Source organism: Streptomyces sp. NRRL B-1347 (genome assembly GCF_000720325.1).
Taxonomy (GTDB): Bacteria; Actinomycetota; Actinomycetes; order Streptomycetales; family Streptomycetaceae; genus Streptomyces.
Window position 1 is genome coordinate 119681 of record NZ_JOJM01000001.1, and the last position, 13892, is coordinate 133572.

12 protein-coding genes are annotated in these 13892 nt (G+C 70.7%); 2 read left to right on the plus strand and 10 right to left on the minus strand.

Translation table 11 applies throughout. From position 1 onward, the window contains the following. The first annotated feature begins 132 nt into the window (after window positions 1-132). Window positions 133-1254: a glycerate kinase gene (locus IG74_RS0100585; RefSeq protein WP_030667645.1), complete on the plus strand. Its 1122-nt coding sequence runs from the start codon at window positions 133-135 to the stop codon at window positions 1252-1254. 98 nt (window positions 1255-1352) lie between these two features. On the opposite strand, the gene pssA is transcribed toward IG74_RS0100585, so the two are convergent. The 9 genes from pssA to IG74_RS0100630 all read right to left on the minus strand — a co-directional run bounded on the left by pssA (window position 1353) and on the right by IG74_RS0100630 (window position 12493). Continuing rightward, a complete protein-coding gene (pssA, locus tag IG74_RS0100590; RefSeq protein ID WP_078868474.1) occupies window positions 1353-2216 on the minus strand; it encodes a CDP-diacylglycerol--serine O-phosphatidyltransferase in 864 nt (287 codons plus the stop codon). Beyond that, on the minus strand, window positions 2203-2859 hold the full coding sequence (locus IG74_RS0100595; protein ID WP_078868475.1) for a phosphatidylserine decarboxylase: 657 nt from the start codon (window positions 2857-2859) through the stop codon (window positions 2203-2205). Before IG74_RS0100595 ends, pssA begins: the two co-directional genes overlap by 14 nt. A 182-nt stretch (window positions 2860-3041) precedes the next feature. Next, complete coding sequence (locus IG74_RS0100600) at window positions 3042-4247, minus strand: acyl-CoA dehydrogenase family protein (RefSeq protein WP_030667654.1); 1206 nt, start codon at window positions 4245-4247, stop codon at window positions 3042-3044. Between the two features lie 3 nt (window positions 4248-4250). Continuing rightward, window positions 4251-4763: a MaoC family dehydratase gene (locus IG74_RS0100605; RefSeq protein ID WP_030667658.1), complete on the minus strand. Its 513-nt coding sequence runs from the start codon at window positions 4761-4763 to the stop codon at window positions 4251-4253. Window positions 4764-4768: 5 nt separating this feature from the next. Next, complete coding sequence (locus tag IG74_RS0100610; RefSeq protein WP_234334169.1) at window positions 4769-5785, minus strand: HpcH/HpaI aldolase/citrate lyase family protein; 1017 nt, start codon at window positions 5783-5785, stop codon at window positions 4769-4771. Beyond that, window positions 5782-7833, minus strand: coding sequence for a protein meaA (locus tag IG74_RS0100615; RefSeq protein WP_030667664.1), 2052 nt, complete (start codon window positions 7831-7833; stop codon window positions 5782-5784). Before IG74_RS0100615 ends, IG74_RS0100610 begins: the two co-directional genes overlap by 4 nt. Before the next feature lie 45 nt (window positions 7834-7878). After that, on the minus strand, window positions 7879-9216 hold the full coding sequence (ccrA, locus tag IG74_RS0100620; protein ID WP_030667667.1) for a crotonyl-CoA carboxylase/reductase: 1338 nt from the start codon (window positions 9214-9216) through the stop codon (window positions 7879-7881). 516 nt (window positions 9217-9732) lie between these two features. Beyond that, complete coding sequence (locus IG74_RS0100625; protein WP_107058841.1) at window positions 9733-10542, minus strand: TetR family transcriptional regulator; 810 nt, start codon at window positions 10540-10542, stop codon at window positions 9733-9735. A 136-nt stretch (window positions 10543-10678) separates the two neighbouring features. Further along, a complete protein-coding gene (locus tag IG74_RS0100630) occupies window positions 10679-12493 on the minus strand; it encodes a 3-hydroxyacyl-CoA dehydrogenase family protein (RefSeq protein WP_030667674.1) in 1815 nt (604 codons plus the stop codon). Window positions 12494-12846: 353 nt separating this feature from the next. Between IG74_RS0100630 and IG74_RS0100635 the strand changes: the two genes are divergently transcribed. Then, window positions 12847-13425 (plus strand): HEAT repeat domain-containing protein, encoded by a 579-nt coding sequence (locus IG74_RS0100635; protein WP_030667677.1) that lies wholly within the window; start codon window positions 12847-12849, stop codon window positions 13423-13425. Window positions 13426-13455: 30 nt separating this feature from the next. On the opposite strand, the gene IG74_RS0100640 is transcribed toward IG74_RS0100635, so the two are convergent. After that, the gene (locus IG74_RS0100640) at window positions 13456-13872 is read right to left on the minus strand and encodes a RidA family protein (protein WP_030667680.1); all 417 of its coding nucleotides are present in this window, start codon (window positions 13870-13872) and stop codon (window positions 13456-13458) included. Window positions 13873-13892 lie beyond the last annotated feature (20 nt).

Genomic DNA, 13892 nt, shown 5'->3' on the forward strand with positions numbered 1-13892 from the left:
TGGTCGCTGCGGCGCGACTGCCTTGACGCGAGCAAGGCCCGGAAGCAAGGGGAATGCACGGTGGCGGACGCTGCAGGGACGACAGCTCATGACGGGGGCCGCGAGGCGGGGCGCGGCGACGGCCGCGGACACGTGCTGATCGCCGCGGACAAGTTCAAGGGGTCGCTCACGGCCGTACAGGTCGCCCAGCGCGTGACGGCGGGCCTGCGCCACGTCGTGCCGGACCTGCCGGTGCGCGCGCTGCCCGTGGCGGACGGCGGCGACGGCACGGTCGACGCGGCCGTCGCGGCCGGGTTCGAGCGCAGGGAGGTGCGCGTCACCGGGCCGCTCGGCGACGAGGTCACGGCGGCGTACGCGCTGCGCGACGGCACGGCGGTCGTGGAGATGGCCGAGGCGTCCGGCCTGCAACGACTGCCCGACGGCGCCTTCGCGCCGCTCACCGCCACGACGTACGGCACGGGCGAGCTGATCCGCGCCGCCCTCGACGCGGGCGCGCGCTCGATCGTCTTCGGGGTCGGCGGCAGCGCGACCACGGACGGGGGCGCGGGCATGCTGGCCGCGCTCGGCGGGCGGTTCCTGGACGCGGCCGGGCAGCCGGTCGCACCCGGCGGCGGGCCGCTGCGCGACCTGGAGTCCGCCGATCTGTCCGGGCTCGACCCGCGCCTGAAGGACACCGGGATCGTGCTCGCGAGCGACGTCGACAACCCACTGACGGGCCCCAAGGGCGCCCCCGCGGTGTACGGCCCGCAGAAGGGCGCGTCGCCCGCGGACGTGGCGGCGCTCGACGCCGCGCTCGCGCACTTCGCGCGGGTGCTCGCCGAGTCGGTGGGGCCGCGGGCCCTGGAGCACGCCGACGCGCCCGGCGCGGGCGCCGCGGGCGGCATCGGCTACGGCGCCCTCGTGGGGCTCGGCGCGTCCTTCCGGCCCGGCATCGAGGTCATGCTGGACGTCCTCGGCTTCGCGCCCGCCCTCGCCGGGGCGCAGCTCGTCATCACCGGCGAGGGCTCCCTCGACGAACAGACCCTGCACGGCAAGGCGCCCGCCGGGGTCGCCGCCGCGGCCCGCGCCGCCGGGATCGAGGTCATCGCCGTCTGCGGACGCCTGGCCCTGTCGCCGACTGCCCTGGGCACGGCGGGCATCCGCCGCGCGTACGCCCTGACGGACCTGGAGCCGGACGTCCGGCGCTGCGTGGCCGAGGCGGGCCCGCTCCTGGAACGCCTGGCCCAGGGCATCGCCCGGGACTACCTGAGCTGACCGGTCCGGCGGGCCGGACGGCACCGCGCACAGCAGAAAGCCGGGTGGGCCCGAACCACGAGGATTCAGGCCCACCCGGCCACAGAGGTCACGCGAGGCTACGGCAGCTGTGCCGCCCGGGCCTCCCGCCGGTTGTCCCGGAAGTTGTTCACCCGCCGAGCCGTGGCGAAGAGCGGGATCACGGCCCCGAGCACCAGCTGGAGCGCGCAGCCCGTCTGGAGCAGCAGCTGCCCGCCCGGCGCGTCGAAGGCCCATGCCGCGAGCAGCCCCATCGCGGAGACGATCCACGCCAGCATGGCCACCGCGAGCGGCCCGCGCGGCTTCGGGTACTCGACCCGGCTGACCATCAGCCACGCCGTGCCGATGATCGCGAGGAGCGTGGCCACGAAGGGCAGCTCCAGGAGCACGATCGAGACGACCGTGAGCGCCCCGAAGGGCGACGGCATCCCCTGGAACACCCCGTCACGCAGCGTCACGCACGAGAATCTCGCGAGCCGTAGCACCACCGCCAGGAGGACCACGATCGCGCCCACCGCCGCGACCCGCTGATGCGCGTCGTCGGCGACCATCCCGTACACGAGCACGAAGTACGCGGGCGCGAGCCCGAAGCTGATCAGGTCCGAGAGGTTGTCCAGCTCCGCGCCCATCGGCGAGGACCGCAGCTTGCGCGCGACGAGGCCGTCGAACAGGTCGAAGACCGCCGCGCAGAGCATCAGGATCACGGCCGTGGCCGCGCTGTGCCGGGCCATGCCCGACTCGTCACTGCCCGTGAGGTGCGGGATGAGGATGCCGGTGGTCGTGAAGTACACCGCCATGAACCCGCACGTGGCGTTACCGAGCGTGAGGGTGTCCGCTATCGACAGGCGCAGCGACAGCGGCATGTCCTCGTCGGCGTCGTCCACCGCGTCGACGGCCTCGGGCACCCAGCCGCTCGTCTGCGCCTCGGGATCAGTCACGGTCAATGCGAGTCACCCCAGCCACGGTCTTCTGACCGACCTCGACATCCACCTCTACGCCCTCGGGCAGGTAGATGTCGACGCGTGAGCCGAAGCGGATCAGCCCGATCCGCTCACCCTGCTCCACCTTCGTGCCCTGCGGCACGTACGGCACGATGCGCCGGGCCACCGCGCCCGCGATCTGGATCATCTCGATGTCGCCGAGCTCGGTGTCGAAGTGCCAGACAACGCGCTCGTTGTTCTCGCTCTCCTTGTTGAACGCCGGGACGAACCCGCCCGGGATGTGCTCGACGGACGTCACCGTGCCGGCCAGCGGCGCGCGGTTGACGTGGACGTTGAGCGGGCTCATGAAGATCGCGACGCGGGTGCGCCCGTCCTTCCACGGCATGATGCTCTGCACGACGCCGTCGGCCGGGGAGATCACCCTGCCCTGGGTGATCTCGCGCTCGGGGTCGCGGAAGAACCACAGCATGCCCGCGGCGAGTGCGGTGGTCGGTACGGCGAGGGTCGCGGCGGCCTTGGACCGGCGAGCCCGGGCCAGGCTGAGTGCCGCGGTGGCGACGGTCGGCAGGAGCCACGGCGATGCTCCGCGCGCGAGGCGTACACCAGCCAGGCTGTCGCGAGGTGCAGAGGTTTGGCTGTGGGGCATGGATGACCTTCGTAGCGGATGATGCCGCACTGCATACGGGGGGACGGCGGCTTTCCCGGGATCGTATCGGTTGCGAGCCACAACTGGGCAAGCGAGGAAGCCGAGTCGGCCGCCCGAGCGTGCTGACTGGGTGTGATCTTCTTCTCGATTAGATCTCGAAGAAATCGCCCCAAACCGGGCATTCAGCCCTGGAATCGATACTCTTCGAGGAGTCGTCGGCCAATGATCATTTTCTGGATCTCGGCGGTACCTTCACCGATGAGCAGCATCGGCGCCTCTCGGTACAGGCGCTCGATCTCGTACTCCTTCGAGAAGCCGTAACCGCCGTGGATCCGGAACGCGTCCTCCACGACTTCCTTGCAGTATTCGGACGCCAGGTACTTCGCCATCCCTGCTTCGAGGTCGTTTCGCTCCCCGGAGTCCTTTTTGCGTGCTGCGTTTACCATCATCGCATGGGCGGCCTCGACCTTGGTAGCCATCTCCGCGAGCTTGAACTGAATTGCCTGGTGCTGCGCGATCGGCTTGCCGAAAGTGTGGCGTTGCTGGGCATAGGAGACGCCCAGTTCGAAGGCACGCTGAGCGACGCCGCAGCCACGCGCCGCCACGTTCACGCGGCCGACCTCGACGCCGTCCATCATTTGGTAAAACCCCCGGCCGGTGCTCCCGCCGAGCACGCGATTGGCTGGAATGCGCAGGTCATCCATGACCAGCTCGGTGGTATCGACCCCCTTGTACCCCATCTTGTCGATCTTGCCCGGGATGGTGAGGCCTGGGCGCACCTCGCCGAACCCCGGCTCCTTCTCCACCAGGAACGTCGTCATCGACTTGTGCGGGGCCGTGCCCTCCGGGTGGCCTTCGTCACTTCTGACGAGGACGGCCACGAGCGTTGACGTACCGCCGTTCGTCAACCACATCTTCTGACCGTTCAGGACGTACTCGTCGCCGTCCTTGACCGCCTTGGACGTGATCGCCGACACGTCCGAGCCGAGCGCCGGTTCCGACATGGAGAACGCGCCGCGGACCTCGCCGAGCGCCATCCGCGGCAGGAAGTGCTCCTTCTGCTCCCGCGTGCCGTGCTGCTTGATCATGTACGCCACGATGAAGTGGGTGTTGATGATGCCGGACACCGACATCCAGCCGCGCGCTATCTCCTCCACGCACAGCGCGTACGTCAGGAGCGACTCGCCCAGGCCGCCGTACTCCTCGGGGATCATCAGGCCGAACAGGCCCAACTCCTTGAGCCCGTCCACGATCTGCTGCGGATACTCGTCGCGGTGCTCGAGGTCCGTCGCGACCGGGATGATCTCTTTGTCGACGAAGTCACGGACGGTGGCCAGGATTTCCCGCTGCACATCGGTGAGGCCGTGGGTCTGGGCGAGTCGGCTCATGGCTTACTTCTCCTGAGTCTTCAGGTCCGGGCGGCCGGGCTGCTCGCCGCCGCGCTCCTTGATGTACGTCTCGGTCGGCACCATCACCTTGCGGCGGAACACGCACACCAGGGTGCCGTCCTGCTTGTAGCCCTTGGTCTCCACGTGGACGATGCCGCGGTCCGACTTCGACTTGGACGGCGTCTTGTCGAGGACGGTCGTCTCGCCGTAGATCGTGTCGCCGTGGAAGGTCGGCGCCACGTGCTTGAGCGACTCGACCTCCAGGTTCGCGATCGCCTTGCCCGACACGTCCGGCACGGACATGCCGAGCAGCAGCGAGTAGACGTAGTTGCCCACGACGACGTTCTTCCCGAAGTCCGTCGTCCTCTCCGCGTAGTTGCTGTCCATGTGCAGCGGGTGGTGGTTCATGGTGAGCAGACAGAACAGGTGGTCGTCGTACTCGGTGACCGTCTTGCCGGGCCAGTGCTTGTAGACGGCGCCGACTTCGAACTCTTCGTAGGTGCGGCCGAACTGCATGTCCCTTACGCCTCCGGAGCCTCGAACGTCGACGTGCGCTTCATGCCCGCAGCACGGCCCTTCCCGGAGATGACGAGCGCCATCTTCCGGCTCGCCTCGTCGATCATCTCGTCGCCGAGCATCGCCGAGCCCTTCTTGCCGCCCGCCTCCGAGGTGTAGTACGCGTACGCGTCGAGGATCAGCTCGGCGTGGTCGTAGTCCTCCTGGGACGGCGAGAACACCTCGTTCGCGGCCTCCACCTGGCCGGGGTGCAGCACCCACTTGCCGTCGAAGCCGAGGGCCGCGGCGCGCCCGGCGACCTCGCGGTAGCCGTCGATGTTCTTGATCTGGAGGAAGGGGCCGTCGATCGCCTGGAGGTCGTGGGTGCGGGCGGCCATCAGGATGCGCATCAGGATGTAGTGGTAGGCGTCCGCCGGGTAGCCGGGCGGCTGCATGCCCACGACGAGCGACTTCATGTTGATCGACGCCATGAAGTCCGCGGGGCCGAAGATGATCGTCTCAACTCGTGACGAGGCGCCCGCGATCTCGTCAACATTGACCAGACCCTTCGCGTTCTCGATCTGCGCCTCGATGCCGATGCGCCCGACCTCGAAGCCCATCGTCTTCTCGATCTGCGTCAGGAGCAGGTCGAGGGCCACGACCTGCTGGGCGTCCTGGACCTTGGGCAGCATGATGCAGTCGAGGTTCTGGCCCGCGCCCTCGACGACGGTCACGACGTCGCGGTACGTCCACTGGGTCGTCCAGTCGTTGACGCGCACCACGCGCGTCTTGCCCGTCCAGTCGCCCTCGTTGAGGAACTTGACGATCGTGTGCCGTGCCTCGGGCTTGGCGAGCGGCGCGCAGGCGTCCTCCAGGTCCAGGAAGACCTGGTCGGCGGGGAGGCCCTGGGCCTTCTCCAGGAAGCGGGGGTTGCTTCCGGGGACCGCGAGACAGGAGCGGCGGGGGCGAAGGCGATTGATGTCAGGAAGGTGCGCGGCGGAGCCGCTCGTTAGAGGGGTGGTGGCGGGCGACGGGCGGGTCATGCGGGGACCTCCAACGGGTCGAGGTGGTTCGCTGTGCGGATCTCGTCGACGATACGGCCGATGATCTCCGTGATGCCGAAGTCCTTGGGGGTGAAGACGGCGGCCACGCCCGCCGCCTTCAGGTCCTCGGCGTCGCTGCTGGGGATGATGCCGCCGGCGATGACGGGGATGTCGTTGGCCCCGGCGGCGCGCAGCCTGGTCAGGACGTCCGGCACGAGCTGCGCGTGCGAGCCGGAGAGGATCGAAAGGCCCACCGCGTGCACGTCCTCCGCGAGCGCCGCGTCGACGATCTGCTCGGGGGTGAGCCGGATGCCCTGGTAGACGACCTCGAACCCGGCGTCGCGGGCCCGGACCGCGATCTGCTCGGCGCCGTTGGAGTGTCCGTCGAGGCCGGGCTTGCCCACCAGGAAGCGGAGCTTGCCGGTGCCCATGTCGGCGGCCGTCTTCTCGACCTTCTCGCGGACCAGGGCGAGCGGCGTGCCCGCCTCGGCGGTGACCGCGAGCGGCGCCCCGGAGACGCCCGTGGGCGCCCGGAACTCGCCGAAGACCTCCCGCAGGGCACCCGCCCACTCACCGGTCGTCACACCGGCGCGGGCGCACTCCAGGGTGGCCTCCATCAGGTTGCCGGTGCCCTCCGCGACCTCCTTGAGCCGGTCGAGGGTCTGCTGGGCGGTCGGGAAGTGGAACGGGTCGCCACCGCCCTGCCGGTCCGAGGACTCCTGACGCGTGGTGCGCCAGTCCCGCACCGCGGTGACGACCCGCGCCTCGACCGCCGGGTCGACCGTCATGATCGCCGTGTCCAGGTCGGCCGTGAGCGGGCTCGGCTCCGTCGCCTCGAAGACGTTCACACCCACGATCTTCTCGTCGCCGGCCTCGATCCGCGCGCGCCGCTCCGCGTGCGAGGACACCAGCTGCGACTTCAGATAGCCGGACTCGACGGCGGCCATCGCGCCGCCCATCTGCTCGATGCGGTCCATCTCCGCCAGGGAGGCCTCGACGAGCGCGTCGACCTTGCCCTCGATAACGTGCGAGCCCGCGAAGATGTCCTCGTACTCCAGGAGGTCCGACTCGTGCGCGAGGACCTGCTGGATGCGCAGCGACCACTGCTGGTCCCAGGGCCGGGGCAGGCCGAGGGCCTCGTTCCAGGCCGGGAGCTGCACGGCACGCGCGCGTGCGTCCTTGGAGAGCGTCACGGCGAGCATCTCCAGGACGATGCGCTGGACGTTGTTCTCCGGCTGCGCCTCGGTCAGGCCGAGCGAGTTGACCTGCACGCCGTAGCGGAAGCGCCGCTGCTTGGGGTTCGTGACGCCGTAGCGCTCGCGCGTGACCTGGTCCCAGATGCGGCCGAACGCGCGCATCTTGCACATCTCCTCGATGAACCGGACGCCCGCGTTCACGAAGAACGAGATGCGCGCGACGACGTCACCGAACTTCTCCTCCGGCACCTGCCCGGAGGCGCGCACGGCGTCGAGGACGGCGATCGCCGTGCTCATCGCGTACGCGACCTCCTGCACCGGCGTGGCCCCGGCCTCCTGGAGGTGGTAGCTGCAGATGTTGATCGGGTTCCACTTCGGGATGTGCGCCACCGTGTACGTGATCATGTCGGTGGTCAGCCGCAGGCTCGGCCCCGGCGGGAACACATGGGTGCCGCGCGACAGGTACTCCTTGACGATGTCGTTCTGCGTCGTCCCCTGGAGCGTGGTGATGTCGACGCCCTGCTCCTCCGCGACGACCTGGTACAGCGCGAGCAGCCACATGGCGGTCGCGTTGATCGTCATGGAGGTGTTCATCTGCTCCAGGGGGATGTCCTGGAACAGCCGCCGCATGTCGCCGAGGTGGGACACCGGGACGCCGACCCGGCCCACCTCCCCGCGCGCGAGGATGTGGTCCGGGTCGTAGCCGGTCTGCGTCGGCAGGTCGAACGCGACCGAGAGGCCCGTCTGGCCCTTGGCCAGGTTGCGGCGGTAGAGCTCGTTCGACGCCTCGGCCGTGGAGTGACCGGCGTACGTCCGCATGAGCCACGGCCGGTCCTTCTGGCGTTCCGTCATGTGCGTAACCTCGGTGTCCTCTGTGTTCTCAATGGCCCCGGCGCCTCAGACGTTCCGGAAGCGGTTGATGGCGTCGATGTGCTGCGCGCGCTTCTCGGGGTCCCGCACGCCCAGGCCCTCGGCGGGCGCGAGCGCGAGGACGCCGACCTTGCCCTGGTGCAGATTGCGGTGCACGTCATAGGCGGCCTGCCCGGTCTCCGCCAGGGAGTACACCTTCGAGAGGGTCGGGTGGATCTTGCCCTTGGCGATGAGCCGGTTGGCCTCCCACGCCTCGCGGTAGTTGGCGAAGTGCGAGCCGATGATGCGCTTCAGGGACATCCACAGATAGCGGTTGTCGTACTCGTGCATGTAGCCCGAGGTGGAGGCGCAGGTGGTGATGGTGCCGCCCTTGCGGGTCACGTAGACGCTGGCGCCGAAGGTCTCGCGGCCGGGGTGCTCGAAGACGATGTCGATGTCCTCGCCGCCGGTGAACTCGCGGATGCGCTTGCCGAAGCGCTTCCACTCCTTGGGGTCCTGGGTGCGCTCGTCCTTCCAGAACCGGTAGCCCTCGGCGTTGCGGTCGATGATCGCCTCGGCGCCCATCGCGCGGCAGATGTCGGCCTTCTGCGGGCTGCTCACCACACAGATGGGGTTGGCGCCGCCCGCGAGCGCGAACTGCGTGGCGTACGAGCCGAGTCCGCCGCTGGCGCCCCAGATCAGCACGTTGTCGCCCTGCTTCATGCCCGCGCCGTTGCGCGAGACGAGCTGCCGGTACGCGGTGGAGTTCACCAGGCCGGGGGCGGCGGCCTCCTCCCAGCTCAGATGGTCCGGCTTGGGCATGAGCTGGTTGGACTTCACCAGGGCGATCTCGGCGAGCCCGCCGAAGTTGGTCTCGAAGCCCCAGATGCGCTGCTCGGGGTCGAGCATCGTGTCGTTGTGCCCGTCGCTGGACTCCAGCTCCACGGACAGGCAGTGCGCGACGACCTCGTCGCCGGGGTGCCAGGCGTTGACGCCGGGCCCGGTGCGCAGCACGACGCCGGCCAGGTCGGAGCCGATGACGTGGTACGGCAGGTCGTGACGCTTCGTCAGGTCGCTGAGCTTGCCGTACCGCTCGAGGAATCCGAACGTCGACAGGGGCTCGAAGATCGACGTCCACACGGAGTTGTAGTTCACGCTCGACGCCATGACCGCCACCAGGGCCTCGCCCGGGCCCAGTTCGGGCACCGGCACCTCGTCCAGGTGCAGCGACTTGCGCGGGTCCTTGTCGCGCGTGGCGAGCCCGGCGAACAGCTCGGTCTCGTCCTTGTGCACGGTCACGGCGCGGTACGACTCGGGCAGCGGCAGCGCGGCGAAGTCGGCGGCCGACGTGTCCGGCGATTGGATCGCGTCCAGGATTTCCTGCATGGGTTGCCTCCGGCGAAGGGCACCCCGTGGGGGGCGCTCTGAGGGGTACGTCGGGGTGGTGCGTGATGCGTGGTGCCTGGGGTGCTTCGAGGGGTGCGCGTGCTCGGTGCTCGACGGGTGCGAGGGAGCCTCGGGCCCGCGCGGTGACGGGAGGTGCGAAGCGGTGGTGCCGTCGGTTCGGCGGAGGTGGTGCGGCGACGCCGTGGTGGGGCGCGGGAGGTGCCTGTGACGCAGGCGTCCGGGCGCGCTCGCCGAGGCTTGCGGGGACAGCCGGCGTACGGGTGGTGTCCGTGCGCCGGCCGCCCGGACAACATCAACGTATGACACCGCGTGCCAGTCGGCAAGACACTCAGTGCCAAAAATTTCTCTCAGTTGTCATCGGCCCGGTTCATCTGAGCGATGATCGATCATCGCAGGTCAGAGCGGGTGCGCCGGACAGGTAGAAACCGGGCAGGCAGAAAGAAGCCCGCCCGCTCCGAGGGGGAGCGGGCGGGCGGAGTGGGAGTGCCGGGCGGGTCAGGGGCGCGTGCGGAGGGCCTTCTCGATGGTGCGCATGATCTCGTCGAGGGGCGCGTCCGTGCGGGCCACGGTCACCAGGACCTCGCCCCGGTCGGAGACGGTCGCGGGCGCCCCCGAGGGCGCCGCGTCCCGCCCGGCCCCGATCCCGGTGCCGAACGTCCGCCGCACGATGCCGAACGCGTGGTCGAGCTGCGACTCCACGTCCCCCTGCCCCCCGGCCCGCAGCCAGCGCCGCAGCACGTGGTTGTGGGCCGTGACGACGGCGGACGCCGCGACCTCCGCGAGCAGCGGGTCGTCGTTGCCGTCGTGGTGGGCGTGCTCGTCGAAGTGCCCCAGGAGATACCGGGTGAACAGCCGCTCGTAGCGCGCCACGGAGGCGATCTCGCGCTCCCGCAGCGTCGGGACCTCGCGCGTCAGCCGGTACCGCTCCACGGAGACGGCGGGCGAGGCCGCGTACATCTTCATGACTTCCTTGATGCCGCGGCACACGGTGTCGAGTGGATGCTCGTGCGCGGGCGCCGCGTTGAGCACGGCCTCCGCGCGGATCAACGTGTCGTCGTGGTCGGGGAAGATCGCCTCTTCCTTGGAGCGGAAGTGGCGGAAGAACGTCCGGCGGGCGACCCCGGCCGCGGCCGCGATCTCGTCGACCGTCGTGGCCTCGTAGCCCTTGGTCGCGAACAGCTCCATGGCCGCGGCCGCGAGCTCGCGGCGCATCTTGAGCCGCTGCGCGGCGGCACGGCTGCCCGCGGCGCTCTCCGGAGCGTCGGGCGTAGCGGGCGTACGTGAGGACTTGGCGGCCTTGGGCATGACCCGAACGTACTGCATGTGCGCAGCTGAGTGCGCCCGCGGGACGGGACCGCCCGCCGGTTCGAGCAGCCCTCCCCAGTCCGCCCGCCCGCCGCGCACGGCACCGTGCGCGGCGGGCGGGCCGTCCTGGGCCCCGTCAGCGCCGGGCATATTCGCGGAAGCCACGGCCCGTCTTGCGGCCGAGGCAGCCCGCGGCCACCAGATGCTCCAGGAGCGGCGCGGGCGCGAGGCCCGGCTCGCGGAATTCGCGGTGCAGGACCTTCTCGATGGCCAACGACACGTCCAGGCCGACGACGTCCAGGAGCTCGAAGGGGCCCATGGGGTAGCCGCCGCCCAGCTTCATGGCGGCGTCGATGTCGTCGAGGGACGCGTAGTGCTCCTGGACCATCTTGATCGCGTTGTTGAGGTAGGGGAACAGCAGGGCGTTCACGATGAACCCGGCCCGGTCCCCGCAGTCCACCGGATGCTTCTTGATCGTCGCGCACAGCTCGCGGGCCGTCGCGTGCACCTCGTCGGTGGTGAGCACCGTCCGCACGACCTCGACGAGCTTCATCGCGGGCGCCGGGTTGAAGAAGTGCAGACCGATCACGTCACCGGGGCGCGAGGTGGCGCGCGCGCAGGCGACGACCGGCAGCGAGGACGTGGTGGTGGCCAGGACGGCGCCCGGCTTGCAGATCTTGTCGAGCGTCGCGAACAGCTGCCGCTTGACCTCCAGGTCCTCCGCGACGGCCTCCAGGGCCAGATCGACGTCCGCGAACGCCTCGTACGAGCCGCTCGGCGTGATCCGGTCCAGGGTCTTCGCGGCCGACTCCGCGGTCATGCGGCCCTTGTCGACGGAGCGCGAGAGCGACTTGGCGATCCGGGTCTTCGCCGTGACCGCCTTCTCCTCGCTGCGGGCCGCGAGCACCACGTCGTACCCGGCCTTGGCGAAGACCTCCGCGATGCCGGACGCCATCGTGCCGGATCCGGCCACGCCCACCGCGCGCACCTCGCGCCCCCGCACCTGCCGCGCGCCCTCCACGGGCGTCAGCGCGTCCCGCACCACCTCGCCGCTGTCCGCCTCGGCGTACGTGTAGAAGCCGCGGCCCGCCTTGCGTCCCGTCAGGCCCGCCTCGCTGAGCTGCTTGAGGATCGGGGCGGGCGCGTGCAGCCGGTCCCGCGACTCGGCGTACATGGCGTCGAGGACGGTGCGGGCGGTGTCGACGCCGATCAGGTCGAGCAGCGCGAGGGGGCCCATCGGAAGGCCGCAGCCGAGCCGCATCGCCGCGTCGATGTCCTCGCGGCTCGCGTACTTCGCCTCGTACATCGCCGCGGCCTGGTTGAGATAGCCGAACAGCAGCCCGTCGGCGACGAATCCGGGGCGGTCGCCGACGGCGACGGGCTCCTTGCCGAGCGCGGTGGCGAGTTCGGTGACCGTGGCGACGGCCGCGGGAGCGGTCAGGACGGACGAGACGACCTCGACGAGCTTCATCGCGGGCGCCGGGTTGAAGAAGTGCAGGCCCAACACCCGCTCGGGGCGGGCCGACTCGGCGGCGAGCCGCGTCACGGACAGGGCGTTGGTGCCGGTGGCGAGGATCGCGTCCGGGCGCACGATGCCGTCGAGCGCGCGGAAGATCTGCTGCTTGACCTCGTACGACTCCGGCGCGACCTCGATCACCAGGTCGGCGTCGGCGGCCGCCTGGAGGTCGGTGCAGGTGCGGAAGCGGGCGAGGGCGTCCGCGCGCTCGCCCTCGGTGAGCCGCTCGCGGCGCACGGCGCGCGCCGTCGAGGCCTCCAGTGCGGCGACGGCGTGCGCGGCGGCCCGCTCGCTGATGTCGATGCCGATGACCTCGCGGCCCGCGACGGCGAGGACTTCGGCGATGCCCGCGCCCATCGTGCCGAGGCCGATGACGGCGACGGTGTGCAGCGGCGCGCCGGACGTACTGGACGAACTGGTGGAGGGAGCGTCCATGCGGGGACTCCAGGGAGTGAGTGACGACTGAGAGGGCGCACGCGCGGGGCGCGCGCGGGGGCGCACCGGACACGTCGGCACGCGCGCGTGGAAGCCATGCGAGCGGCGTGAAGGGGTGTACAGCGCGCGTGAGTTGCGCGAGAAGGAGAGCCGACGGGCCCTGTCCCGGAGCCGCGTCGTCCTGCGGTACGTGCGTACCGAACCGACAACACTCTCGACGGCTGCGTCACCAGGCCGTCAGGAGTCGTGGAACTGCTACGGGGAGTGCGCCCCGCTCACTTGAGATTAACCGGTGAGTAACGAGCGCGCCAGCCCCCGGTGTCTGTGACCTCGGTCGCGACTAGGCTCACCGCATGGATGCGGAGTTGCGGACGGTGACGGAGCGCTTACGACGCGAGGCGGCCGCGTCAGGAGCGCAGAAGGCATACGAGAAGCTGCTGGCCGTCAGCGATCCGGACGAGCTGGCGGGCATGCTCCAGGCGGCGGGACAGCCCCTGTGGGCACGGGAGTTGGCGGCGGTGCGGCTCGGCGCGGCGGGCGACAAGCGCGCCTTCGAGTCGCTGGTGCTGCTGCTCAACCACCGGGATCCGCCGCGCTGCGCCGCGGCCGCGTACGCGCTGGCCCGGCTCGGCGACCCGCGCACGGCACGCGCGGCGGCCGCGCTCGCCACGAACGAGCTGCGGGTGGCCTACGCCCTGCACCCCGTACGGCTGCTCACCGAGCTCCGCGCCCCGGAGTCGGCGCCCGCGCTGATCACCACGCTGCGGCGCCGCCTGGCGCCCAACGACCCCTACGGCAAGGTGGCGCTCGCCTGTGTGGAGGGCCTGGGCGCGCTGGGCGACGCCCGGGCGATCCCGGTGCTCACGGCCGCCGTCGCCCACCCGCGCCTCGCGGCGGCGGCGTCGGCGGCCCTGGCGCGGGTGTCGGCGTGAGGGGCGGCCCTGCTCCCGCATGGCCTCGCGCTACGCGCCCGCGGCGGCCTCGTCCGGCACGACCGCCAGGGCTTCTATCTCCATCAGGAACTCGGGCGAGATGAGCGCAGCGACCTGCACGGCCGAGGCCGCCGGAAGCCGCTCGGGGTCGAGGTACGCGTCCCGCGCGGCGCGCACCGCGGGCATGTGGGCCGTGTCCGTGACGAAGTACGTCAGCTTGATCACGTCGTCGAAGGTGGCGCCTGCGGCCGCCAGACAGCGGCGCAGGTTCTCGAAGACCCGCATGGCCTGCGCGGCGGCGTCGCCCGCGCCGACCAGCTCGCCCCGCTCGTCCAGGGCGAGCTGACCGGAGACGGCGACCAGGCGGCCGGTGCCCGTCACGACGTGGGTGTACGCCGTGGCGGGGGCGACTCCGTCGGGGGCGTGGATGTGCGTCAGTCGGCTCATGATCCCCATGGTGGACCATG

Excerpts from the sequence above, each read along its gene's own strand:
- IG74_RS0100595 (WP_078868475.1), bottom strand. The coding sequence starts at position 2,859 with ATGCCCCACAGCCAAACCTCTGCACCTCGCGACAGCCTGGCTGGTGTA.
- IG74_RS0100600 (WP_030667654.1), bottom strand. The coding sequence starts at position 4,247 with ATGAGCCGACTCGCCCAGACCCACGGCCTCACCGATGTGCAGCGGGAA.
- IG74_RS0100605 (WP_030667658.1), bottom strand. The coding sequence starts at position 4,763 with ATGCAGTTCGGCCGCACCTACGAAGAGTTCGAAGTCGGCGCCGTCTAC.
- IG74_RS0100610 (WP_234334169.1), bottom strand. The coding sequence starts at position 5,785 with ATGACCCGCCCGTCGCCCGCCACCACCCCTCTAACGAGCGGCTCCGCC.
- IG74_RS0100615 (WP_030667664.1), bottom strand. The coding sequence starts at position 7,833 with ATGACGGAACGCCAGAAGGACCGGCCGTGGCTCATGCGGACGTACGCC.
- ccrA (WP_030667667.1), bottom strand. The coding sequence starts at position 9,216 with ATGCAGGAAATCCTGGACGCGATCCAATCGCCGGACACGTCGGCCGCC.
- IG74_RS0100625 (WP_107058841.1), bottom strand. The coding sequence starts at position 10,542 with ATGCCCAAGGCCGCCAAGTCCTCACGTACGCCCGCTACGCCCGACGCT.
- IG74_RS0100630 (WP_030667674.1), bottom strand. The coding sequence starts at position 12,493 with ATGGACGCTCCCTCCACCAGTTCGTCCAGTACGTCCGGCGCGCCGCTG.
- IG74_RS0100635 (WP_030667677.1), top strand. The coding sequence starts at position 12,847 with ATGGATGCGGAGTTGCGGACGGTGACGGAGCGCTTACGACGCGAGGCG.
- IG74_RS0100640 (WP_030667680.1), bottom strand. The coding sequence starts at position 13,872 with ATGAGCCGACTGACGCACATCCACGCCCCCGACGGAGTCGCCCCCGCC.